This is a genomic window from Streptomyces inhibens (assembly GCF_022221585.1).
In the GTDB taxonomy this organism is placed as follows: domain Bacteria; phylum Actinomycetota; class Actinomycetes; order Streptomycetales; family Streptomycetaceae; genus Streptomyces; species Streptomyces inhibens.
On sequence record NZ_CP084681.1, the window covers coordinates 2262957 to 2285600 of the forward strand.

The following is a 22644-nucleotide window of genomic DNA, read 5'->3' on the forward strand; positions in this document are numbered from 1 at the left end:
CCATGGACAACGAGCTCTATGTCGTGTGGATGGTGCGGACCTCGGAGCGCGCCATGGCGGCCGTCGAGGAGGCGCTCGGCAACTTCGCCGCGCAGGATCTGCTGCACCGGATCGGCCGGTTCAGCGAGGCCGAGAGCCGGCTGGCGGAGCTGGCCGCCCGGATCCGCGCCGCGTTCACCCCGCCCGAGCTGCCGGCCGTGTTCACCGGGCGGCATCTGCATCTGCTGGTCGGCCCGACCGTCCAGCCGCTGCTCGCGGAGATCCTCCAGAGCCCGGAACCCGAGGTGTTCGCGACGCTCTTCGACTCGCATCAGCTCGCCCAGGCGCTGCGCGAGACGGGGCACCGTCAGGACGGCATCGACGACGCCGAGTTGCTGCTGCTGGCGCTGCTGGCCAGGCTGCCCCGGCTCGCCGCCCGGCACGGTCTGGAGTCCCGCGACTGGGGCGGTTTCGTCGAGGGCCGGGGCTGGCTGACCCCGTACGCGCTGGACCGGCTCACCGAGCTGGCCCGGCGGCGCGGGTGGTCCGCCGACGCCGGCCCCACCCAGATCCTCGCGGGCGTACTGGAAGGCGTCGGCGGGCGGCCGGACGCCGACCGGGCCGCGCAGTTCGACGCACTGGCGCTGATCGAGCTGCGTCGGCGGATCGGTCTGCTCAGCGAGCGGCTGCGTGGCGACGCGCTGGAACACGCCGAGGAGGCGGCGCGGCTGGCGCCGGACCTGACCAGCGTGAGCCGGCTGCCGGCATGGCTGGAACTGTATGAGCACCATGCGGTGGCCGTGGGCATGCGGCGGCTGTTCACCGGCTCGGTGACGATCGGCGAACAGCTCAAGGGGCTGCACAGCCAGCCGCCGCCGGAGACGGGCAGGCCCAAGCCCGAGGAGAATCTCCGGGTGATCAACGAGGTCCGCTACGGATTCCTGAAGCGGCGGATGTCGTTCGACATCGAGTGCGAGGTGGAGGGACAGTCGCACCCGCTGCGCGTACTGCGCTGCCGTGGGGTGCTGCCGGGCCAGTATCCCGCCATCCGCGACACCATCCGCCAGCTGCGCGGCAGCGATCTCTCCGCACAGGGCGAGAGCCTGGGCGAGCGGCTGCTCAACACCGCGGTACCGCAACGGCTGGGCCTGCCGGGCCGGTTGCGGTCGGCGCTGCACCGCTACAGCACGGAGGCAGTCCAGTGTGTGGTGCTGACGGGCATCCGCCAGCCGGTGGCCGTGCCCGCGCCCTGGCGTGATCATCTGGGGACGGCGCTGCCGTATGCGTCGCCGCCGGCCGGTGACACCGTGTTTCCCGGGGTGGACGAGGTGGTGCGGGCACTGCGGGACAGCGTTCCGGGTTCCCGCCGAGTGGTGGAGGTGGAATGAGCCGCTCCCCAACTATGCTCGTACGACGAGCAGTTGAGGACGCAAGCCACCCGGGCCGGCCCGGCCGTCCGCACACCCCGTCATCCGCTGCGATCGTCATCCGCTGTGACATCAGATCCCTCCAGGAGGGCCGGTGGCCACCACCAGCAACCCCGCGATTCGTAACCTGCTGACGCTGGACGGTGCGGTCTCGCCGGCCGGTACGGGCACCTCCGGCGGCACGTCGCCGGCCGCCGGCAGGGACCGTCCGATCACCCTCGACGACATCGTCGTCAAAACCCTGACCGTCTTCGGGGTCCTGACGACGAGCGCGTTCCTCACCGTCTTCCGGCAACTGCAGTTCCTCGCCCTGCCGGCGCTGCTGATCGGGCTGGGCATCGGGATCTTCCTGGCCGTCCGGCCGCGGCCGAGCGCGGCGCTGGCCCTGGCCTTCGCGGTGGCGCAGGGGGTCGTGCTCGGGGAGGCGACCCGGTTCTTCGACGGACTGCACCCGGGTATCGGCACACAGGCCGTCGTCGGCACCGGCTGCATCTTCGCCGGCACGCTCGCGGCGTACGGCACCCGCGTGGTCCGGGTGAGCGCCAAGGTGACGCGCTGGGCGGTCGGTACGGCGCTGGGGCTGCTGGTGCTGATCCTGGCGAACCTGGTGGCCTCGTGGGTGTTCGGCGCGGATCTGGGTCTGCGGGACGGCGGCATCCTGGCGATCGTCATCAGCGTGGCGGCGATCGCCGCCGCGTCCTTCTTCTTCCTGGTGGAGTTCGAGGCCGCCAACCGCTTTCTGCGGTCCGGCGCCTCGCACCGGTGGGCCTGGTACGTGGCCTTCGGCCTGGCGATGACACTGGTCTGGCTCTACTTGGAGATCCTGCGGCTGCTGTCGTACCTGCGGTGGTGGTGAGAGCGCAGGCCGGTCGGCCAAGTCCCGCTCCCCGGCGGAATTTGCGATGCGGGCGGGCACCGGGCGTGCGTAGGGTGCGCAGGTCGGTGGAGTGCGAGAAGGGCTGGCAGGCGGATGCTGATCTTTGATGCGGATGACACGTTGTGGGAGAACAACGTGATCTTCGAGCGGGTCATCGACGAGTTCCTGGACTGGATGGTCCACCCCGAACTCGACCGGGACGGGGTGCGGGCCGTGCTCGACGGGATCGAGGCGGCGAACGCGGTGACCCTCGGGTACGGCAGCAAGGTGTTCCTGCACAGCCTCGGGGAGTGTGTCGAACGGCTGCGGGGACGGGCCGCGACGGTGGAGGAGTCGGCACGGATCGCCGGATGGGCGGCGGCCTTCGACGGGGGCCGGGTGGAGCTGATTCCCCAAGTGGCCGAGACCCTGGCCGAGTTGGCCCGGCGGCATGAACTACTGCTGCTGACCAAGGGCGACACCGAGGAGCAGGAGCGGAAGGTGGCGGCGTCCGGGCTGACCCGGCACTTCCGGGGCGTACACATCGTGGCGGAGAAGAACGTGGCGACGTACGAGGAGCTGACGCGCGCCTACGATCTGGTGCCGACCTCCGCATGGATGATCGGGAATTCCCCGAAGTCGGACATCCTGCCGGCCCGTTCGGCCGGTCTCAACGCGGTGTTCATCCCGAACGACCACACCTGGGTACTGGAGCACGACGAGCTCGACCCCGGCGACGACAAGGTGCTGCGGCTGTCGGCGTTCGGCGAGCTGCTGCGCCACTTCTGAGCGGGGGCGAGGATGCGAAAGGTGGCAGATGTGCAGCGACCCCGGGTGTCGGTGTCCTGTGTCTTCGTGTGCCATGACGGCGCCGGGCGGATACTCCTGGCACGGCGGAGCGCCGGAGCCAGGGACGAGCCCGGGACATGGGACTGCGGTGCCGGGGCGCTGGAGTTCGGTGAGACCTTCGAGGCGGCCGTGGCCCGGGAGGTGCACGAGGAGTACGGTGTGCGGCCGCTCGGCGTCGAGCAGATCGGGGTGCGCAATGTGCTGCGCGGCGATCCGGTCGACTCGCACTGGGTCGCGGTGGTCTTCGCCGTACGGGTGGAGCCGGACGAGGTGAGGATCTGCGAGCCGCACAAGTTCGACGCGCTCATGTGGTGCGCGCCGGACGCGCTGCCGGCGCCGCTGCATTCGCAGTGCGGGGAGACTCTGGCGCTGTGGCGCGCCGCCGGGTAGGAGCCTGGTCCCGCCCGGCGGCGCGCGCGGCTATCCGAAGCGGGAGCCGCTGACCGGGCCCGGTGAGGGGACGTGGTCGCGGGGGCCGGTGAGCCATGTGTCGCGGGCGACGGTGACGAAGCGGGCCAGCTCGGTGTCGGGGTCGGGTGGCGTGTCGCCGTCGCCGGGGTCGGGGGTGGGGTCGGCGCGTAGCAGGTCGTCGGCGACGGCCTGTTCGGGGCGGTCGTCGGGACGGCTGTTGGTGCCGGCGTCCGCGGTGGCGTGGAGCTGTGCGTCCCAGGGGGCGACGACGAGTTGCCCGAGCAGGGTGCTGATGTCGGCGCTGACGGCCGGGGGCCGGGTCCAGCAGGTGGCGTGCTCGAAGAGGACCTGCCCCGGGGCGCGTCGGTGCAGCCGCGCAAGGACGTCCCGGTCGAGGCCGTTGAGGCGGTGGGCGATGACGACGGTGTCGGTCCGGGCGGCGTCGAACGGCTCGGCGGGCAGATCGAGCAGACCGGCCGCGGCAAGCCCCAGGATGCGGCTGGAGCGGTCGGGGAGCAGCGAGACGGTACGGGGGCGGACCCTGGACCGGGCCAGGACGAGGCGCAGCCGGTGCAGGCCGTACAGCACCCGCCCGGGGTCTTCCTGGAGGAGGCCGTAGCGTCCGTTCATCCCGACCGCATAGCCGTAGGGCGAGAGGGTGGTGAGGATGCCGCCGGTCAGTGCGAAGTGCCAGCCGCGCAGGTCGGTGGCGGCGAGCGGGGCCGGGACCTCGGGGGCGGGGCCGGGCTCCAGGGGGTGCGGGGTGGCGGCCGCGCGCAGGGCCAGGGTGCGGCGGAGCATGGCGCGCAGCCGGTGGTGGGCGGGCCGCCAGGGCTCGTCGGGGACGGGCAGCCGGGCGAAGTGGCTGCCCGCGCGGTCCGGGTCACCGGCCATCAGGGCGTTGTAGGCCAGCAGATAGCGGTCGGGCCAGGGCCGTAGTGTCGCCTCCCGCGCTTCGAGCAGCTCGACCGCCTCCGCATGCCGGTGTTCGTCCTCGAGGGCGGCCACCAATTCGGTGCGTACGGCGCTTGAGTCGGGGGCGTGGCGCAGGGCCTCGCGCAGCGGGCGGAGGGCGAGGAAGGCGGCGCCCCGGTCGAGGCAGGCATGGCCGAAGTCGTGGAGAAGCCGGGGGTCCTGGGCGTCGGAGGCGAGCGCGTCGGCGGCCTCGGCGAGGTTGCCGAAGTCCCGTGCGTGGGCGAGGCGGCCGACGATCCGGGCCACGTCGGGGAGCGGCAGATCGTCGGCGCCGCGGAGCGCGCGCAGGGTGCCGCGGGCGTCGCCGGACTCGGCCAGGCGGAGGAGCCGGGCGATGTCGGGGTCGGTGTCCATGGGGGTGTTGTGGTGGGTGTGGGTGTGGGTGTCGGTGGAGGGGCGGTGGCTGTGCGTGGTCATGGTGAGGCCTCGTGTTCGGGCCCGCCGCAGGCGGGTGGGGCGACGCGGGCGGTGGCTGCCTACGGGGCGGCGGGTGCCGTGATGGTGGCGACGGCGCGGGACGCCGCTTCGAGCAGCCGCTCGTCGCCGTCCATCTCGGCGTCCTCGGATCCGTTGCAGAGCGGGATGCGGGTGGTCCGGTCGATCAGCTCACGCAGGCGGGGCAGCGCCGGGCGTGCGTGCTCCCCCATGGCGGCGAGAGTGTCCATCGCGACGGGGCCGAAGAGATCGCCGTCGAGGTACTGCGGCAGCAGGGCGAGGAGTTCACCGGCGGCCGGCGGGCCCTCGTGGCGCCACAGGGCGAGCGCGCCGTACACCTGTGTGGCGCCGGCCCGTTCCAGGACGTAACTCCGCAGCTGGCGGGACTGGTCCGGATCGAGGCCGCCGTGGTCGAGCAGCCATTGGAAGAGGGCGGAGTGGTCGGGTACGTAGCGACGCTTTGGGGGGCGGGAGCGCAGATAGGACTCGATGTGCCGGCGGTCGCCGGTGATCTGGGAGAGGGCGAGCGCCCGGTGGCCCGCGCGTCGCCGGGAATCCCGGGTGAGCCCTTCGAGCAGCGGCAACGCGGCCGCGGCGGGGGGCCCGATCCGGCCGAGGGAGGTGACCAGGCAGAGCTCCCGCCAGGTGGCCCACTCGGAGCCGAGTGCGTCACGTGCGGCGCACTCGGCGCGGAGCGCCTCGATGAGCTCGGGGACGCAGGCGGCGGCCGCCGGGCCGAGATCGCCGGTGATCGAGGCGGCCGTGTGCACCACGCCACTGTCGTCGGAACGGAGCAACTCCCGTAGTCGAGGTACCAGTTGACGGCGATCGAGGGTGCCGGAGCGCAGCAGACCGCGTACCGCGGCGACCGCGCCGGCGGGCGGGTCACCCGAGGCCATCCGGGCATGGACGTAGGGGGCGGCCCGCGGGTCGTCGATCACGGCGAGGGCGCAGGCGATCTTCCACGCCGTGTCGGCGGCGGTGTTCCCGGCCGGCAGCAGCGCGGCCAGATCGTCGGCGGTCAGACGGGTGGCGGTGCGGGAGGCGCAGAGGGTGTCCACGACACGATCGCGCAGATCGGGCGGTGCGGTGGGGAGCAGGCGGACCAGATGCGGCGTCAGGGCGCCGGGCGCGGCACGCCATCCCTGGAAGGCCCGCCGTGCCAGGTCCACGCCGACCCGCTGTCCGTACGCACCCGCGGTGCCGGTCAGCAGCCGGGTGGCGATGGCGTAGCAGTGCCGCTCGCGGTCCTGCCGGAACAGGGCATCGCCCCAGCGGAGGCCGGTCGGCCGGATACGGTCGGTGTCGGCGGCGGTCAGCGCGGCGACCTCCGCCTCCGCCTGGGCATCGAGTGCGGGCCATCGCTCCCCCGGTGCCGTCGCCAGCTCCTCGATGCAGGCGAGCAGGCGGACTTCGGGCAGCGGGTCGGCGCGCAGCGGTCCGGGTGGGCAGTGGGTGTCGGGCGTGTGGAGCAGGGCGTTCGCGAGGGCGATGCGGGTTACCGGGTCGGTGAGTTCATCGAGTGCCGTACGGGCCCGGTCCGCGCCGCCGGCGCGCACGAGGAGCTGGGCGGCGGCCCGGCGGGCGTCCGGATCCGGGTCGTGGAGCCGGGCCGCCGCCGCGTCGATCGGGCCCTGCCATGGTGTGCGGCTGCCGAAGGTCAGCTCACCGAGCAGGGTGAGCGCGGTGCGGCGTACGGCGGGGCAGTGTTTGTCGGTGAGGCTGATCAGCGCTTGGGTGACCGGGCCGTCCTGGTCGGCTCGCACCGCGTCGAAGACGGTGGTTCTGGCCGAGGTGCCCGGGGTGTGTACGGATCCGTCGACGACCGCTGCGGTCACTTCGGCGAGGCGGTCGCGGTCGACGGCTGACGGGGCGGAGGCCGGGTCCTGGCCCGGGGTCCGCGCGGTCATCGGGTGGGGCGGTGGCCGCCCTTCCTGTAGGTCATGCGAAGGATCATGACCGACGGGATGGGGATCGGCAACCCGTTTTCCGGGGGCGGACGGCGCTCGTCGCACCGTCCGCCCCCGGCCCGCGTCTACAGCGGTTCGATGTCGGTCAGTTCACCGTCCTCCAGCGCGAGCCAGCGTGTGATGCCGAGTTCCCGCAGGAACGTCAGATCGTGACTGACGACCATGAGCGCGCCCTCGTAGGACTCCAGCGCCGTGACGAGCCGGCGCACCGACGCCATGTCGAGGTTGTTGGTCGGCTCGTCGAGCATCAGCAGCTGCGGGGCCGGCTCCGCCAGCATCAGCGCGGCGAGCGAGGCGCGGAAGCGTTCGCCCCCGGAGAGGGTGCCGGCCTGCTGGTCGGCGCGGGCGCCCTTGAACAGGAAGCGGGCGAGCCGGGCCCGGATCCGGTTGTTGGTCGCGTCCGGGGCGAAGCGGGCGACGTTCTCGACGACGGTCAGCGCATCGTCGAGGACCTCCAGACGCTGCGGGAGGAAGCGGTACGGGACATGGGTCTGTGCCGTGCCGGCCTCCGGCGCCAGCTCGCCGGCGACGGTCCGCAGCAGGGTGGTCTTGCCGGAGCCGTTGCGGCCGGTCAGCGCGATCCGTTCGGGGCCGCGCACCTCCAGGTCGGCGCGGGCGCCGTAACGGGTCTGCAGGGCGTGCAGGGTGAGTACGGTCCGGCCCGGCGGCACGGCGGTGTGCGGCAGGTCGATACGGATCTCGTCGTCGTCCCGGACCGCTTCGGCGGCCTCGTCGAGACGCTCCCTGGCCTCCTTGAGGCGTTCGGTGTGCATGATGCGGTGTTTGCCCGCGGATACCTGGGCCTCCCTCTTGCGCTCGTTCATGATGATCTTCGGTTCGCGCTTGTTGGCGGTCATCTTGTTGCCGTAGCGGACCCGTCGCGCCAACTTGACGTGGGCGTCGGCCAGTTCGCGCTTCTGGCGCTGTACGTCGGCCTCGGCGACCCGCACCATCCGCTCGGCCGCCTCCTGTTCGACGGCCAGCGCCTGTTCGTATGCGCTGAAGTTGCCGCCGTACCAGTGGATCTCACCGCCGCGGAGGTCGGCGATCCGGTCGACGAGTTCGAGGAGTTCGCGGTCGTGGCTGACCACGACGAGCACCCCGGACCAGCCGGCGACCGCGGCGTACAGCCGTTGCCGGGCCGCCCGGTCGAGGTTGTTGGTGGGCTCGTCGAGCAGCAGCACGTCCGGGCGGCGCAGCAGCAGGGCGGCCAGCCGCAGCAGGACGGACTCGCCGCCGGAGATCTCGCCGATGGTGCGGTCCAGGTCGATGCCGTGCAGACCGAGTTGGTCGAGGGTGGCGCGGGCGCGCTCCTCGACGTCCCAGTCGTCGCCGATGGCGGTGAAGTGCTCCTCCCGGGCGTCGCCGCTCTCGATGGCGTGCAGGGCGGCGCGTGCCGCGGCGATCCCGAGCGCCCGGTCGACCCGCAGGCCGGTGTCGAGCGGGGCGTGCTGCGGGAGGTGGCCGACCTCGCCGGCGACCTTGACGCTGCCCGCGGTCGGGGTCAGTTCGCCCGCGATCAGCTTCAACAGGGTTGATTTTCCTGATCCGTTGAGGCCGATGAGGCCGGTACGGCCGGGGCCGACGGCGAGCTGGAAGTCCTCCAGGACGGGGCTGCCGTCGGGCCAGGTGAAGCCGAGGCCGGTGCAGACGATGGAGGTGGGGGTGGCGGAGGTGGACATACAGGTCTCCTGGATGCGCGTGAAGGGTGGTGGACAGCGCAGGGAGACACCACGGGAAGGGCCCGGACGGCAGCGTGGGCGGTTGGACGCCGAGGTCGCACGCGGGGCCGCGCGGCGGGTGCGTACAGCTCCACAGAGGGCTGCACCTTCCGGCGCGGGCGCGGTGTCTCAAGACCTCAGACGAGCAACGGCCTTCTCCAATCGACGGCAATGGGGCCGAGGAAGACGGTACGGGGGACGCCACCAAAACGCAAACGCATTTTTCGTTGCGTTTACGTGGCGGCGGGGCGGCGCCCCCAAGAGCTACTCCCCCACGCGCTCGCGCGGGCGCAGACGCACCCGGGCCGGGCCGGTCGCCTGAAGGGTGATGCCGGCGGCGACCGGCACCTCCTCGTCCACGGCCTGAAGTTCGTACGAGCGCAGCAGCATCGCCAGCGCCAGCACCGACTCCAGCATGGAGAAGTGCTGCCCGATACAGGCGCGCGGGCCGCCGCCGAACGGGAACCAGGCGTAGCGGTGCCGCTCCGCCTCCCGCTCGGGTGCGAAGCGCCGCGGATCAAAGCGTTCCGGGTCCTCCCACAGGTGGGGGTTCCGGTGTGTGACCCAGGGCGCGACAACCACATCGGCACCGGCCGGGATGCGGAATCCGCCGATCTCGGTGGCCTCGACGGCCCGGCGGCTGACGACCGGCGCCGCCGGATACAGCCGCATGGACTCCTTGAGCGCCTGGGTCAGATACGGCAGCCGGTCCAGGTCGGCGGCCGTGGGGGTGCGGTCCGCCAGGACACGGTCGATCTCCTCGCGGACCCGGGCCTGTTCCGCGGGGTGGCGGGCCAGGAGGTGGAGGGTGAAGGCCAGGGACGTCGCGGTGGTCTCGTGCCCGGCCAGCAGGAAGATCAGGACCTGTTCGCGGACCTCGGTGGCATCGAGCGAGCCGTCCTGCTCGTTGCCGGCCGCGGCAAGGAGGGAGAGCAGATCGTCGCCCTCGCCGGCCTCGTCGTCCCCCGCCGTTCCGGCCGCCGCCCGCCGGTCCGCGATGATGCGGTCGCACAGCGCGTTCAGCTCGTCGGTGGCGGCCCGGGCCCGCAGATTCCCGGGGGTGGGCCACTCGCGCGGGACCTTCACGGGGACGTAGGCACGCCGTACGACATAGGCGTTGATGACCGGGGCGCAGCGGTGGATGGCGTCCACGGCCTGCTCGGCGTCCAGGCCGAAGAGGATCCGGGCGACGGTGCGCAGCGCGAGCCGGTTCATCTCGGTGACCAGGTCGACGGTGGCGCCGCCGGTGATCCGCCAGCGGTCGACGAGGGTGTCGGCCTCGGCCGTCACGGCCGAGGCGTAGCTGTCCACCCGGCGCTTGGTGAACAACGGCTGCACCAGCCGCCGCTGCCTGAGGTAGTCGGCGTCCTGGCTGGTGAGCAGGCCGTTGCCGAAGGCCTGCCGGACCTCCTCGTAGAGCGGGTGGTCCTTACGGAAGTTGGCGGCCTGGGAGGCCAGGATCTGCTGGACGCCCTCGGGCGCGAAGACCGCGTGGAAGACACTGCGCAGACCGGGCGGGCCGGCCTCCAGGCGGACCACATCGCCGTACTCGCGCTGGGCCGTCAGGAACGTACTGAGGGAGTCGCGCCGGAGGTCGAGCATCGAGCCGAGAACGGGGAGGCCGGCCGGGCCGGGTATCGCGGTTTCCGGTGCGGGACCGGGCTGGGGGTGGGACTCGGTGACGGGCATGCTCGGATCTCTATCCCGGAAGCGCGGATTTCTATCCCGCCCCCTCCCGGCGTCGTGCCCCGCACCGCCCGCGTAGCATGCACCGGATGATCAACAAGCGTGCCGACCGGGCGGCCACCGCCTCCGCGGCCCCGTGCCGGGTCACCGTCTGCCGCGGCTGCTGCTGCGGCGATGGGGCCAAGATCCCGGGCGTCGACCACGCCGGGCAGATCCCGCGCCTGCGCGCGGCGCTCGACGGCGCGGCGCCGGTACGGGCCTCGGAGTGCCTGGACGTGTGCGACCAGGCGAATGTGGTCGTGGTCCAGCCGTCGGCGGCGGGCCGGGCCGCGGGCGGGCGCCCGGTGTGGCTGGGGCTGGTCAACGACGACGATGCGCTGGACGACATCGCCGCCTGGATACGCGCCGGCGGGCCGGGCATCGCGGAGCCGCCGGGTGTGCTCGATCTGTACGCGATCACGGTGTCGCGGCGGGTACGGGAGGGGCTGGAGGGCTGAGCCGCCGGGCCCCGGCCCGGCAGGTCCCCACCCGCGGCGGCGCGGAACACCGCCGGTCACCGGTTACCGGAGTCTTACGACGACGGGCCCGGCCGCCCCTCACCGCGCCCGCTGGTGTTGGCTGGAAGCATGACGTACCTCCCGGGAAGGGCCCGCTGACCCCGTGCACCGCGCAACGCCGCCCTCCGCACCCCGGCCCGCACCGTCGCACGGGCCGCCGCGCCGTGTCCTGGTCGTCGAGGACGATCCGACCGTCGCCGAGGTCGTCACCGGCTATCTCTCCCGCGCCGGCTACACCACCGAGCACGCCGCCGACGGTTTCGCCGCCCTCGAACGGGCCGCGGACTTCCGCCCGCATCTCGTCGTGCTCGATCTGATGCTGCCGGGCATCGACGGCCTGGAGGTGTGCCGCCGGCTGCGCCGCGCCGACGAGGGCCCCGCGGTCCCGGTGGTGATGCTGACGGCGCGCGGCGAGGAGGCGGACCGCATTCTCGGGCTGGAGCTGGGCGCGGACGACTATGTGACCAAGCCGTTCAGTCCGCGGGAGCTGGTGCTGCGGATCGGTTCGGTGCTGCGCCGTGCGGAGTCCACGCCGCCGGCCGCGGCGCCCGCTCCCGTTCTGCGGGCCGGGGATCTCAGCGCCGATCCCGGCGGCCGGCGGGCCGACCGCGCCGGACGTGAACTCTCCCTCACCGCCCGCGAGTTCGATCTGCTGGTCTTCCTGATGCGGCACCCGGGCCGGGTCTTCTCGCGGGAGGAGCTGCTGCACCGGGTCTGGGGGTGGGAGTTCGGCGATCTGTCGACGGTGACCGTGCATGTGCGGCGGCTGCGCGAGAAGATCGAGGAGGATCCGGCCGCGCCGCGCTTGGTGACGACGGTCTGGGGCGCCGGCTACCGCTTCGATCCCGTGGGAGGCGAGCCTCGGTCATGACGGACTTCCTGGTCATCGTGGCGCTGGCGGCGCTCGGCGCGGCGCTGGCGGGGCTGCTCGCCGCGCCCGCGGTACGGGCGCTGCGGCGGCGCTCGGTCGCGCTGTCGCTGTTCGCGGTGGCGGCGCTGGCGGTGGCCGCGATGGCGGCGGGGACGGTGGCGGTCGCCCAGGCGATGTTCCTTTCCGGGCACGACCTCGGCGTCGTGATGGCCGTGGTCGCGGTCTCCGGGGTGGTGTCGCTGGCGGCCGCGCTGCTCTTCGGCCGGCGGATCGCGGCGGGCAGCCGGGAGCTGGCGCGATCGGCCCGTACGGTCGGCAGCGAGGGCGGATTCGTGGCGCCCGCCGAGCCGCCGACGGCGGAACTCGCCGCACTGTCAAGGGCGTTGGAGGAGACCAGCGGACGGCTCGCCGAGGCGCGGGAGCGCGAGCGGGCGCTGGATGCCTCACGGCGCGAGCTGATCGCCGGGATCTCGCACGATCTGCGCACCCCGCTCGCCGGGCTGCGGGCGATGGCCGAGGCGCTGGAGGACGGCGTCGCCGAGGACACCGCGCGCTATCACTCCCGGATACGGATCGAGGTGGACCGGCTGGCCGCGATGGTCGACGACCTCTTCGAGCTGTCCCGGATCCAGGCCGGGGCGCTGGCGCTGACCCTCTCGCGGGTGTCGGTGTACGACCTCGTGGACGAGGCGCTGGCGGGGGCCGGGCCGCTGGCACGGGCGAGCGGGGTGCGGCTGGTCGACGGTGGAGTGGCGCCGCTGCCGGTACGGGTGGATGCCCAGCAGATCACCCGCGTCCTCGGCAATCTGCTGGTCAACGCGATCCGTGCGACACCGGCCGACGGCACCGTCGCGGTCAGCGCACGGCACGAGGAGGGCCGGGTGGTCCTCGCGGTCGAGGACGGCTGCGGCGGTATCCCGCCGGAGGATCTGGCGCGCGTCTTCGACACCGGATGGCGCGGGGGTGCGGCGCGCACCCCGCGAGTGGACGGCCAGGGTGGTGCGGGGCTCGGGCTGGCGATCGTGCGCGGCATCGTGGAGGCCCACGAGGGCCGGGCGACGGTACGGAACACCGGCGCCGGCTGCCGCTTCGAGGTGGCGCTGCCGTCGGCGGAGGCTCCACGGCCGGCGCCTCATGAGGAGCCGCCGGCGGGCTGAGCGGCCAGGTCCGGGGTCGTCTCCGTACGGCGGACGGGCAGGTCGCGGACGGTCCGTATCGGCGAGAAGACCAGGACCAGGGCGGCCAGCGGCACACCGGCGGTCATGATCCACATTGCCGTGCGGACGCCCAGGGCGGAGCCGAGCGCGCCGCCGAGCAGCGCCCCCAGCGGCAGGGTGCCGTAATTGAGAAACGCGCTGCTGGCGACCAGCCGGCCGAGCAGCGGCGGCGGGCAGTAGCCCTGCTGAAAGCTCACCTTGAGGATATTGCCGGCCACCACGCCCGCGGAGACCCCGAAGCTGCCCACGACGTAGAGCAGTGTCCCGGCGCCCGGGACGGTGAGCGGGATGAGCAACGCCGTGCTGGACAGGCCAAGTTCGAACAGCAGGGTGGCGCGGGCGGTGCCGATCCGGTCGGCGGTCCGGCGTACCACGAAGGCTCCCGCGACACCGCCCGTACTGGCCAGCGCCAGCAGCCCGCCGACCGCGCCGGGCGACAGGCCGACCTCGCGGACCAGGAAGACCGTCAGGAGGGACTGGTAGCCCATGAGGGCGAGGTTGGAGGTCGCGCCGAAGACCGTCAGCGTACGGAACCATCTGTCGCCGGCGACCAGTCGCAGCCCCTCGGCGACCTCCTTGGTCAGCGACCGTGGCGCGCGGTCCCCGGCCTCCGGGCGCGGTTCGCGGTACCGGATGCCCAGCAGACAGCACAGCGAGACCAGGAAGGTGGCCGCGTTGGCGAACAACCCGTTGACCGCGCCCGCCAGTTGGGCGATGAATCCGCCGGCGCCCTGCCCGGCGATCTGCGCCGCGGAGGCGCTGCCGTGCAGCTTGGCGTTGCCCTCGGACTGGTCGTCCGGCGCGAGCAGGGTGGGGAGGTAGGCGCTGTAGGCGGTCTGGAAGAGCACCGCCGCCGCGCCGGTCAGCAGAGCCACGGCGATCAGCAGCCCCAGACCGAGCCCACCGGACCGGGCCAGGACGGGTACGGCGGCGAACAGCACCAGTGACACCGCGGCGGCGGCCAGCATCAGGGGGCGGCGGCGCAGCCGGTCCACCCATACACCGACCGGGAGGCCGATGAGCAGCCAGGGCAGCCAGCCGCAGGCGCTGAGCAGTCCGACCGCGAAGGTGGAGGCGTGCAGTGTCGACACCGCCACCAGCGGCATGGTCACGTTGGTGACCGCCGCACCGAACCTGCCCGCCGTCTCGCCGCACCACAACAGCCGGAAGTCGCGGTGTCTGCGCAGCAGTCCGCTCATCGCGCGTCCCGTTCCCTGCGCGGGAAGGACTGCAGTTGGATCATGACGGGCAGCGCTTCCTCGCCGCCCGCCGCGTCCCCGCCCCCGGTCGCCTCCCGGTGCCGGTCGATGACGCTCGTCAACTCGGCGTTCAGCGCCTCCAGTTGACTCGGGGTCAGTCGCAGATCGGACCAGCGGGAGAGTGTGCCGGCGTCCCGCCAGACCGGGTCCCAGTCCTCGGCGAGATAGGTGGCGACCTGATGGAAGCCCCGCCGGACGATCTCGTCCAGATAGACCGACAGGGCGCCCCGGGTGTCCGGATCGTCGCGGAATTCGGTGGTGTTGAGGTGGTGGGAGACGCGGACGGCCTGCCACCAGCGCTCGCGCTTGGTGCCGCGGCCGGTCTCCTCCTCGATGAAGCCGTGGTCGGCGAGGTGGCGCAGATGCCAGCTGACCGTGCCGGTGTTCTCACCGAGGCGGCGGCCGAGTCCGGTGGCGGTGTCCGGGCCGTCGAGGGTCAGCAGTTCCAGGATGCGCATCCGCAGCGGGTGGGCCAGACCGCGCAGGCTCCGGGCGTCCATCGTGCGGGTGGGCGGTGCGGCGGGCGAGGCCGGCCGGGACGGCTGGTGCGCGGAGGCGTCGTCGGTCATGGCCCTCAGCATAGAGTTGCAGAGACTCCTCTGCATAGAGATCTCTGCAGAGAATTCTCTGCAACTTGAGGGCGCGCCTACCGAGTTGGGTCCTCCTCGTGCTTCCACAACGGATGCTCGTGCCTGGCCCAGTGCGCATCCACCGACCCGGTGCGCAGCCCGCGGCGGGACTCGGGATCGCGGTACGCCATCCAGACATGACCGGCGATCACGATGATCACGGTGAGCGCGAGCCAGTCGTGGACGAAGGTGGCGCCGGTGCGCCACACCAGGGGCGCGAGATGGGTGAACCACATCAGCAGGCCGGTGCCCATCATCACGAGGACCGCGCCGGCGATCCAGGCGGCGTACAGCTTCTGGCCGGCGTTGAACTTTCCGGCGGGACGGCCCCCTCGACGGCGCAGTGCGGCGCGCAGCCACTGGCGGTCGTGCCGGCCGAAGCGGTTGAGGCGGGTGAGGTCGGCGCGCAGGGCGCGGGAGCCCAGGCCGAGCAGCAGCGGGACCGGCAGCAGAATGCCGGACCACTCGTGGACGGCGACCATCAGGGCGCGACGGCCGACGAGTTCGGCGAGGAAGGGGAGGTAGAGGCAGCCCGCGGTGAGCACGCAGACGGCCATCAGGGTGGCGGTGGCGCGGTGCACCCAGTGTTCGGCGCGGGTGAAGCGCGGCACCCGGGGGCGGGACGTGGCGCCCTCAGGTGGTCGGGACATCGTCGCGTCCGTTCGACCGGCCGACCCAGGCATCGACGTCATATCCCAGCTGCTCCCAGTATCCGGGCTCGACATGGTCGGTGACAGTGATCTTGGAGAGCCACTTCGCCGACTTGTAGAAGTACATGGGCGCCACATAGAGGCGCACCGGCCCGCCGTGGTCATGGCCGAGCGGCTTGTCCTGCATCCGCAGCGCCACCAGGACGTCGTCACGCCGGGCCTGTTCGAGGGTCAGGGACTCGCTGTAGGCGCCGTCGAAACAGGTGAAGCGGACGGCCTTGGCCTGCGGGCGGACACCCGCGGCATCGAGCAGGGCCGAGAGGCGTACGCCCTCGAAGGGGGTTTTGGGGACCCGCCATCCGGTCACGCACTGGACGTCGCGGACGAGCCGGGTCTGCGGCAGTGCGCGCAGATCCGCCAGGCGGTAGCTGGCGCGGTGGCGCACCAGGCCGTCGACGGTAAGGCGGTAGCTGCTCTCGTCCTTGTGCGGCACGGAGCCGGTCACCGAGTAGTAGCGGAAGCCGCCGCCGGCCGGGAGCAAACCGGACAGCCCGGTGGGGTCCTTCTGTGCGGCGGCGCCGAGGGTGTTGTCGTAGGCGCGCTGCAGGAAGGGGGCCGCGGCGACGCCGGCGGCACCGCCCGCGAGCATGCCCAGCACCACACGGCGGCCGATCGGGGTACCCCGCCCGTCCTCGCCACCGCCGTCCGCGGCGCGGGCCGGATTCGCGTCTTTGGTCACCCTTCGATTCGAACACCCCACGGGCACGGGGGCCAGCGTCCGGGCCCCGGCGTCAGACTTTCGTCATCACCCAGCGCCAAGAAACCGCCGAGGGACACAGAAGAGCAGGGGAGACGGCGTCAGCGGTCGCCGTGGGCGCAGGCCCGGCGGAGTGCGCTCTCGCGCGCGGCCCGGAACGCGCCTTCGGCGTCGCGGCCCGCGTACGACCAGGGCGCGGGCGTACGGTGCGGGCCGATCCGCTGGAAGAGGGCGGCAGCCTCGGCCATCCTCCCCTCGTGGAACGTGGCGTGGGCGAGGAAGTTGAGATCGATCTTGCCGCGCGGATGGTCCTCGCCCTCCCACTCCAGCCACCAGTCGAAGGCGGCCTGCAGGACCTGCTGGGCGTGCCGGGTGGACCAGTGTCCGCAGTCCGCGGGGTCGGGCGGCGCAAGGCCCGCGGCGGCCCGTACGCGATAGCGCTCGGCGTGCGCGACGACGGGGAGCAGGGCCAGCGGGGAGTCGGCGGGGGCGCGTGCCGCGGCCCGCACCGCGAAGTCGTGGACCGGGTCCGCCGGGCCGTCGGTGCCGCCCGGTTGGTGGTCGGCGAGGCAGGCCGTCATCAGATGGTGGGCGTGGTGGTGGTCGGGGTGGCGGGCCCGTATCTGCTCGAAGGCGTGTGCGCTCTCGTCCGCGGTGCCCGTGCGGCGGGCGAGGATCAGCGCGCCGAGCCAGGGGGTGGGGTCGTCGGGCAGCATCCGGGCGGCGGTCGCACAGGCCTTGGCGGCGGTCCCGTGGCCGCTCTCGCCCCGGAGGGCGAGCCGGACGGTGGCGACGGCCAGGAGGGTGGCGGCGTCACCGCTGTCCGGTTCGGCGAGCTGCCAGTCGCCGGCCCAGGCGGCGCTGCCGGGGCAGGTGGCCAGAACGGTTAATCGGTGTCCGCGCAGATCCCAGTCCTCGCCGGTCTCGGCGAGCAGCGTACGTACCCGGGCCCATTGGCCCAGCGCCAGCGCATCGGCGGCGATGGCCAGTTCGGTGTCGCCCAGGGCCGGGGCGAGGGCCGGGGCGACCGGGCGGCGGGCGCGTACGAGGGGTGGCGGTGGCGAAGGGGAGATCGAAATCACGGGTCAGGGGCTCCATGGCGCGCCGCGCCGGCCGGGCACCGCACTGTGTCGTCCTCAGCGTGGTGGGGCCGGATCTGCGCGCGCCTGTACAGAGGGTGACGGTCTGGTCCGCACCAGTCATCACGCACAGCAAAGCGGTACGCAGAGCTCCGCGTCAAGACAGGAAAGGGAATGGCCGGATCCGCCAACTCGCCTTCCGGATAACGGCCTTGCACGGCCGCCTGCCGGAACCCGGCCGTGGCCCGGACCGCCCCCGGGTACGCCCGTCAGGACACCGCCCTGGCCGCCGCCCGCCCCGCCGTACGCCCGGAGAACAGACAGCCGCCGAGGAAGGTGCCCTCCAGCGAGCGGTAACCGTGCACCCCGCCGCCGCCGAACCCCGCTGCCTCGCCCGCCGCGTACACCCCGGGCAGGGGCTCGCCGCCGTCGGTCAGCACCCGCGAGGAGAGGTCGGTCTCCAGCCCGCCGAGCGTCTTACGGGTGAGGATGTTCAGCCGTACGGCGATCAGCGGGCCGGCCTTGGGGTCCATCAGACGGTGCGGGGCCGCGGTGCGGATCAGCCGGTCGCCGAGGTACTTGCGGGTCCCGCGCAGGGCCGTCACCTGGAGGTCCTTGGTGAACGCGTTGGTCATCTCGCGGTCCCGCGCCACGATCTCGTCGCGCAGCGCCGCCTCGTCGATCAGCGGCTTCCCGGTCAGCGTGTTCATCCGCCGCACCAGATCGGTCAGCGAACGCTCGACGATGAAGTCCGCGCCATGATCCATGAACGCCTGCACCGGACCCGGCGCACCGGCCCTGGCCCGGCCCAGTACCTGGCGGATGCTCTTTCCGGTCAGATCGGGGTTCTGCTCGGAGCCGGAGAGCGTGAACTCCTTCTCGATGATCTTCTGGGTGAGTACGAACCAGGTGTGGTCATGGCCGGTCCGCATGATGTGCTCAAGGGTGCCGAGGGTGTCGAAGCCGGGGAACAGCGGCACCGGCAGCCGCTTGCCGCGGGCGTCCAGCCACAGCGGGGACGGGCCGGAGAGGATCCGGATGCCGTGCAGCGGCCAGATGGGGTTCCAGTTGTCGATGCCCTCGGTGTAGTGCCACATCCGGTCGCGGTTGATGATCCGGCCGCCGGCCGACTCGGCGATGCCCAGCATCTTGCCGTCCACATGCGCCGGCACGCCGGACAGCATCCGCTTCGGGGGCTTGCCCAGCCGCTTCGGCCAGTTGGCGCGCACCAGATCGTGGTTGCCGCCGATGCCGCCCGAGGTGACGATCACGGCCTGCGCCCTGAGCTCGAAGGCACCGGTCACCTCGCGGCTGCTGGGCCTGCCGCGCGGGGCGTCCGAGGGCTCCAGGATCTCGCCGCTGACCGTGTCCACGCTCCCCGCGCTGCGGCTCAGCCCGGTGACGCGGTGCCGGAAGCGCAGCTCCACCAGGCCGCGGGCCACCCCGGCCCGCACCCGCCGCTCGAACGGTGCCACCAGTCCGGGGCCGGTCCCCCAGGTGATGTGGAAGCGGGGGACGGAGTTGCCGTGCCCGGTCGCGTCATAGCCGCCGCGCTCGGCCCAGCCGACGACGGGGAACAGCCGTACGCCCTGCCGGTGCAGCCAGGACCGCTTCTCCCCGGCCGCGAAGTCGACATAGGCCTCGGCCCACTTGCGCGGCCAGTGGTCCTCGGGCCGGTCGAAGCCGGCCGTGCCCAGCCAGTCCTGCCAGGCCAGCCCATGGCTGTCACGGATCCGCAGCCGGCGCTGTTCGGGGGAGTCCACCAGGAAGAGGCCGCCGAAGGACCAGTGGGCCTGTCCGCCGAGGGACTGCTCCGGCTCCTGGTCGAGCAGGATCACCTTGCGTCCGGCGTCCACCAGCTCCGCGGTGGCCGCCAGGCCCGCAAGCCCCGCCCCGATCACGATCACATCAGCGTCGTACGCCATCACTGCATCTCCTCATCGGGCACGCCGGGCGCCCCAGCCGCCGTGGTGGAACGATCCTCAGCGCCCCCGACTGCCGCGTCAACCGTTCGGTTACCGCGCAGTACACGAGGACGCGCGGGAGAATGGTGGGTGACCAGGGCCACCCCACTCCCGCCGCCGGATGGCTATCCTCAAGCGCATCCCCCCGCCCCGCGCGATACGAGGTGTGCGACGTGACGGTGATACTGCTCGCCCTTGGAGCGGCCTGCTGTCTGGGACTCGGCTTCGTGTTTCAGCAGGCCGCCGCGCAGCACGCTCCGATGAAGGACTTCCTCTCCCTGCGGCTGCTGCTCGATCTGGTGCGGATGCCGCTGTGGGTGGCCGGTATCGGTCTGATGGTGGTGGGGATGGCGCTCGGCGCGGTGGCGCTGGGAATGGGCGACATCACTCTCGTGGAGCCACTGCTGGCGACCAATCTGCTGTTCGCGATGGCGCTGTCGCGGCGGCTGACCCGGCAACGGCTCGGCCGCAGCGGCTGGGCCGGACTGTGGCTGCTGGCGGGCGGGGTCACCGCCTTCATCGTGGCCGGCCGTCCGCAGGGCGGGCGCAGCAGCGGCGACCATACGTGGCAGTGGCTGATCATGGGCATGGTGCTGGGCGTCGCCCTGCTGCTGGCGGCCGTCGCCAAGCGGGAGCGGGTGCATGTGAGCCTGGAGGCGGCGCTGCTGGGGATCGCGGCGGGGCTGATATACGGGCTGCAGGACGCGCTGACCCGGATCAGCGGTGAACGCTTCGGACACGGCGGCTGGTCCGCTCTGCTCACCAGCTGGCAGCCGTACGCCATCGTCGTGCTCGGTGTGCTGGCGCTGGTGATGGTGCAGAGCGCCTTCGAGTCGGCGCCGCTGCGGCTGTCGCTGCCCGCGCTGACCGCTGCTCAGCCACTGGCCGGGATCCTCTGCGGGGTGGGCTTCCTCGGCGACCAGCTCCGGGTGACGCCGGGGGCGCTGGCGTGGGAGGTGATCGGCATCGTGGCGGTCGTCGCGGGCATCGTGCTGATCGGCAGCCATCCGGCGATGCCGCCGGGCGCCGGCCGGACCGAGAACGCACGGGAGCTGCAGCCGCGCTGAGGCCGCTGCGGGCACGGCCGGCTGCCCACTTCCCCGTACGCCCCGGGGGCCACGTCCTCGTCCGGCCCTGAGTCACTCCCCGTACGGCCCTGAGCCACTCCCCCGTACGGGCCTTTCTGCGGGCCCGGTTCCCGGGTGGCGACATCGCCTCGCTTTTTAATAATGGCCAGCATTAAAGTGCCGCCATGGCCAGGACATCAGGACCCGAGACCCGGGAGAAGCTGATCCGCGCCGCCGAGGAGATCTTCGCGGCGCAGGGCGTGGACGGCGCCCGGACCCGCGACATCGTCCGGCGCGCCGGGCAGAGCAACCCCTCGGCCGTGCAGTACCACTTCGGCTCCCGCGCCGGTCTTCTGGACGCCGTGATGGCGGGCCGGCTGGCGCGTACCGAAGCCGCCCTGGCGCCGCTGCTGGAGGCCGCGGAGGCCACCGCGGCGCTCCGGGCGCCGCTGCCGGAGACCGCCGCGCCGGCCCTCAGGGAGCTGATCGGCGCCCTGGTCACCGCGGAGGCCACCGAGCTGCGCGACGACCGGGGGCGGCGCTGTCTGCGGATCTCCGCCCAGCTCAGCCACGAGAGCGGGGTGCGCACCCGGATCCCGCATCCGACGCTGGCCGGCACCGCCTGCTGGCGGCTGATCGGCCGGGTCGAGGACGCCCTCACCGAGGCCGGGCTGCCCGAGGCGCTGCGCCTGGAGCGGCTGGATCTCGCGCTGACGCTCATCGGCGCGGCGCTGGCCGACCGGGCCAAGCACCACCTCGACGGCGTCGCACCCCTCACCGGCGAGGAGCTGTTCCTCGCCGATCTCACCGGGACCACGGTGGCGTTCCTGCTCGCCTCCGCCCCGGGCCCCGCCCCCCGTCCAAGGAGTTCCTGATGAGCGATTGCCCCTTGCCCCCCTCGGCCCCCGCGAACCACCCGGCGAGCCTGGCCGGCAAGACCGTCATCATCACCGGCGGCGCCCGCGGGCTGGGCGCCGCGGCCGCCGGGCAGGCCGTCGCGGCCGGCGCCCGTGTCGTCCTCACCGACGTCCTCCAGGAGGAGGGCGCGGCGACCGCGGCCGCCCTCGGGGAGCGGGCCCGCTTCCTGCCCCACGACGTCACCTCCGAGGAGGACTGGCAGCGGGTCGCGGACTTCACGGTGGCGGAGTTCGGCGGGATCGACGGACTGGTCAACAACGCCGGGATATCCGCCGGGCAGCCGCTGGCGACGGCCTCCGTCGACTTCTTCCGCAAGGTCATCGAGGTGAATCTGACCGGTGTCTTCATCGGGATGAAGACCGTGATCCCCGCGATGAAGGAGCGCGGCGCGGGCTCGATCGTGAACATCTCGTCGGCGGCCGGGCTGATGGGTCTGGCGCTGACCGGCGGTTACGGCGCCTCCAAGTGGGGCGTACGCGGGCTGACCAAGATCGGCGCGGTGGAGCTGGGCACCGACCGGATCCGGGTGAACTCCGTGCACCCCGGCATGACCTACACCCCGATGACCGCGCAGGTCGGCATCCGGCAGGGCGAGGGCAACTACCCCAACACCCCCATGGGCCGGGTCGGCGAGGCGCACGAGATCGCCGGTTCCGTGGTCTTCCTGCTCTCCGACGCCGCGTCCTACGTCACCGGCGCCGAACTTGCGGTGGACGGCGGCTGGAGCACCGGACCGACGGTCAAGTACGTCATGGGGCAGTGAGCGGCGACGCCCGCGCCCCGGCAGGTGCGGCCCCGGCTCCTGGTGGTTGCATGGCCCCATGACCGATCAGCAACCGCTCAACGCGGACGAGATTCTCGACATCGTCGACGAGAACGATCAGGTCGTGGGGCAGGCCCCCCGCGGCGAGGCCTACGCCCGCAGGATGCGCACCCGGGCCGCCTTCGTCCTGGTCCGGGACGACCGGGACCGGATCTTCGTCCACCGCCGCACACCGCAGAAGCTCGTCTTCCCCTCCCACTACGACATGTTCGTGGGCGGGGTGGTCGGCGCCGGCGAGAGCTATGACGCGGCGGCGCTGCGCGAGGCGGAGGAAGAGCTGGGTGTGCAGGGGCTGGCGCGGCCGGAACCGCTGTTCAAGTTCCTCTACGAGACGACCGAGCACACCTGGTGGTCCGCGGTCTACCAGGTGCGCTGCGCGCTGCCGGTCGCCCCTCAGGAGTCGGAGATCGAGTGGCATGCCTTCGTGACCGAGGAGGAGCTGGCCCGGCGGCTCGGCGAGTGGCCGTGGACGCCGGACGGGCTCGCCGCCTACCGGGAGCTGCTCGCCCGGCGGGGGCCGGAGGAGGCCTGATGCGAACGGGGT

General features: G+C 72.8%; 21 protein-coding genes. 11 read left to right on the top strand and 10 right to left on the bottom strand.

Going from position 1 to position 22644, the window contains the following annotated elements; all coding sequences use genetic code 11:
* Positions 1-2 precede the first annotated feature (2 nt).
* The 4 genes from KI385_RS10540 (at position 3) to KI385_RS10555 (ending at position 3501) form a co-directional block, all read left to right on the top strand.
* Positions 3-1367 carry a hypothetical protein gene (locus tag KI385_RS10540; protein WP_238571924.1) on the top strand — a complete coding sequence of 455 codons (1365 nt, stop codon included), beginning with the start codon at positions 3-5 and terminating at the stop codon, positions 1365-1367.
* A gap of 133 nt (positions 1368-1500) precedes the next feature.
* Positions 1501-2262 (top strand): Bax inhibitor-1/YccA family protein, encoded by a 762-nt coding sequence (locus tag KI385_RS10545; protein ID WP_238571925.1) that lies wholly within the window; start codon positions 1501-1503, stop codon positions 2260-2262.
* 114 nt (positions 2263-2376) lie between these two features.
* The gene (locus tag KI385_RS10550) at positions 2377-3051 is read left to right on the top strand and encodes an HAD family hydrolase (RefSeq protein ID WP_238571926.1); all 675 of its coding nucleotides are present in this window, start codon (positions 2377-2379) and stop codon (positions 3049-3051) included.
* 21 nt (positions 3052-3072) lie between these two features.
* Positions 3073-3501, top strand: a complete 429-nt coding sequence (locus KI385_RS10555; protein ID WP_238571927.1) for an NUDIX domain-containing protein — start codon at positions 3073-3075, stop codon at positions 3499-3501.
* A gap of 30 nt (positions 3502-3531) precedes the next feature.
* Here the strand turns inward: KI385_RS10555 and KI385_RS10560 are convergent, their stop codons facing one another.
* The 4 genes from KI385_RS10560 to KI385_RS10575 form a co-directional block, all read right to left on the bottom strand.
* On the bottom strand, positions 3532-4914 hold the full coding sequence (locus KI385_RS10560) for a tetratricopeptide repeat protein (RefSeq protein WP_238571928.1): 1383 nt from the start codon (positions 4912-4914) through the stop codon (positions 3532-3534).
* A gap of 59 nt (positions 4915-4973) precedes the next feature.
* Entirely contained in the window at positions 4974-6842 is a 1869-nt protein-coding gene (locus KI385_RS10565) for a hypothetical protein (protein ID WP_238571929.1), read from the bottom strand.
* Between the two features lie 125 nt (positions 6843-6967).
* Positions 6968-8584, bottom strand: a complete 1617-nt coding sequence (locus KI385_RS10570) for an ABC-F family ATP-binding cassette domain-containing protein (RefSeq protein WP_238571930.1) — start codon at positions 8582-8584, stop codon at positions 6968-6970.
* A 303-nt stretch (positions 8585-8887) separates the two neighbouring features.
* Positions 8888-10312 carry a cytochrome P450 gene (locus tag KI385_RS10575; RefSeq protein ID WP_238571931.1) on the bottom strand — a complete coding sequence of 475 codons (1425 nt, stop codon included), beginning with the start codon at positions 10310-10312 and terminating at the stop codon, positions 8888-8890.
* 86 nt (positions 10313-10398) lie between these two features.
* Between KI385_RS10575 and KI385_RS10580 the strand changes: the two genes are divergently transcribed.
* From KI385_RS10580 to KI385_RS10590, 3 genes are all read left to right on the top strand, one after another.
* Positions 10399-10806, top strand: coding sequence for a (2Fe-2S) ferredoxin domain-containing protein (locus KI385_RS10580; protein ID WP_181923625.1), 408 nt, complete (start codon positions 10399-10401; stop codon positions 10804-10806).
* A 163-nt stretch (positions 10807-10969) separates the two neighbouring features.
* Positions 10970-11737: a response regulator transcription factor gene (locus tag KI385_RS10585; RefSeq protein WP_238571932.1), complete on the top strand. Its 768-nt coding sequence runs from the start codon at positions 10970-10972 to the stop codon at positions 11735-11737.
* Positions 11734-12894: a sensor histidine kinase gene (locus KI385_RS10590; RefSeq protein WP_238571933.1), complete on the top strand. Its 1161-nt coding sequence runs from the start codon at positions 11734-11736 to the stop codon at positions 12892-12894. The genes KI385_RS10585 and KI385_RS10590 overlap by 4 nt, the downstream gene beginning before the upstream one ends.
* Here KI385_RS10590 and KI385_RS10595 read toward each other — a convergent pair.
* The 6 genes from KI385_RS10595 to KI385_RS10620 all read right to left on the bottom strand — a co-directional run bounded on the left by KI385_RS10595 (position 12870) and on the right by KI385_RS10620 (position 19253).
* Complete coding sequence (locus tag KI385_RS10595) at positions 12870-14153, bottom strand: MFS transporter (RefSeq protein ID WP_238571934.1); 1284 nt, start codon at positions 14151-14153, stop codon at positions 12870-12872. The genes KI385_RS10590 and KI385_RS10595 overlap by 25 nt on opposite strands.
* Positions 14150-14713, bottom strand: coding sequence for a winged helix-turn-helix domain-containing protein (locus KI385_RS10600; RefSeq protein ID WP_238577648.1), 564 nt, complete (start codon positions 14711-14713; stop codon positions 14150-14152). Before KI385_RS10600 ends, KI385_RS10595 begins: the two co-directional genes overlap by 4 nt.
* A 146-nt stretch (positions 14714-14859) precedes the next feature.
* Positions 14860-15492: a cytochrome b/b6 domain-containing protein gene (locus KI385_RS10605; RefSeq protein ID WP_238571935.1), complete on the bottom strand. Its 633-nt coding sequence runs from the start codon at positions 15490-15492 to the stop codon at positions 14860-14862.
* Entirely contained in the window at positions 15476-16231 is a 756-nt protein-coding gene (locus tag KI385_RS10610) for a molybdopterin-dependent oxidoreductase (RefSeq protein ID WP_238571936.1), read from the bottom strand. Before KI385_RS10610 ends, KI385_RS10605 begins: the two co-directional genes overlap by 17 nt.
* A gap of 119 nt (positions 16232-16350) precedes the next feature.
* Complete coding sequence (locus tag KI385_RS10615; RefSeq protein WP_238577649.1) at positions 16351-17322, bottom strand: hypothetical protein; 972 nt, start codon at positions 17320-17322, stop codon at positions 16351-16353.
* A 275-nt stretch (positions 17323-17597) separates the two neighbouring features.
* Positions 17598-19253, bottom strand: a complete 1656-nt coding sequence (locus tag KI385_RS10620) for an FAD-binding dehydrogenase (protein ID WP_238571937.1) — start codon at positions 19251-19253, stop codon at positions 17598-17600.
* Positions 19254-19465: 212 nt separating this feature from the next.
* Here KI385_RS10620 and KI385_RS10625 point away from each other — a divergent pair, with 212 nt between their 5' ends.
* The 4 genes from KI385_RS10625 to KI385_RS10640 all read left to right on the top strand — a co-directional run bounded on the left by KI385_RS10625 (position 19466) and on the right by KI385_RS10640 (position 22632).
* Positions 19466-20359: a DMT family transporter gene (locus KI385_RS10625; RefSeq protein ID WP_238571938.1), complete on the top strand. Its 894-nt coding sequence runs from the start codon at positions 19466-19468 to the stop codon at positions 20357-20359.
* A gap of 185 nt (positions 20360-20544) precedes the next feature.
* Entirely contained in the window at positions 20545-21234 is a 690-nt protein-coding gene (locus tag KI385_RS10630; RefSeq protein WP_238571939.1) for a TetR/AcrR family transcriptional regulator, read from the top strand.
* Positions 21234-22040, top strand: coding sequence for a glucose 1-dehydrogenase (locus KI385_RS10635; protein ID WP_238571940.1), 807 nt, complete (start codon positions 21234-21236; stop codon positions 22038-22040). Before KI385_RS10630 ends, KI385_RS10635 begins: the two co-directional genes overlap by 1 nt.
* 58 nt (positions 22041-22098) lie before the next feature.
* Positions 22099-22632: an NUDIX domain-containing protein gene (locus KI385_RS10640; protein WP_238571941.1), complete on the top strand. Its 534-nt coding sequence runs from the start codon at positions 22099-22101 to the stop codon at positions 22630-22632.
* Positions 22633-22644: the final 12 nt, after the last annotated feature.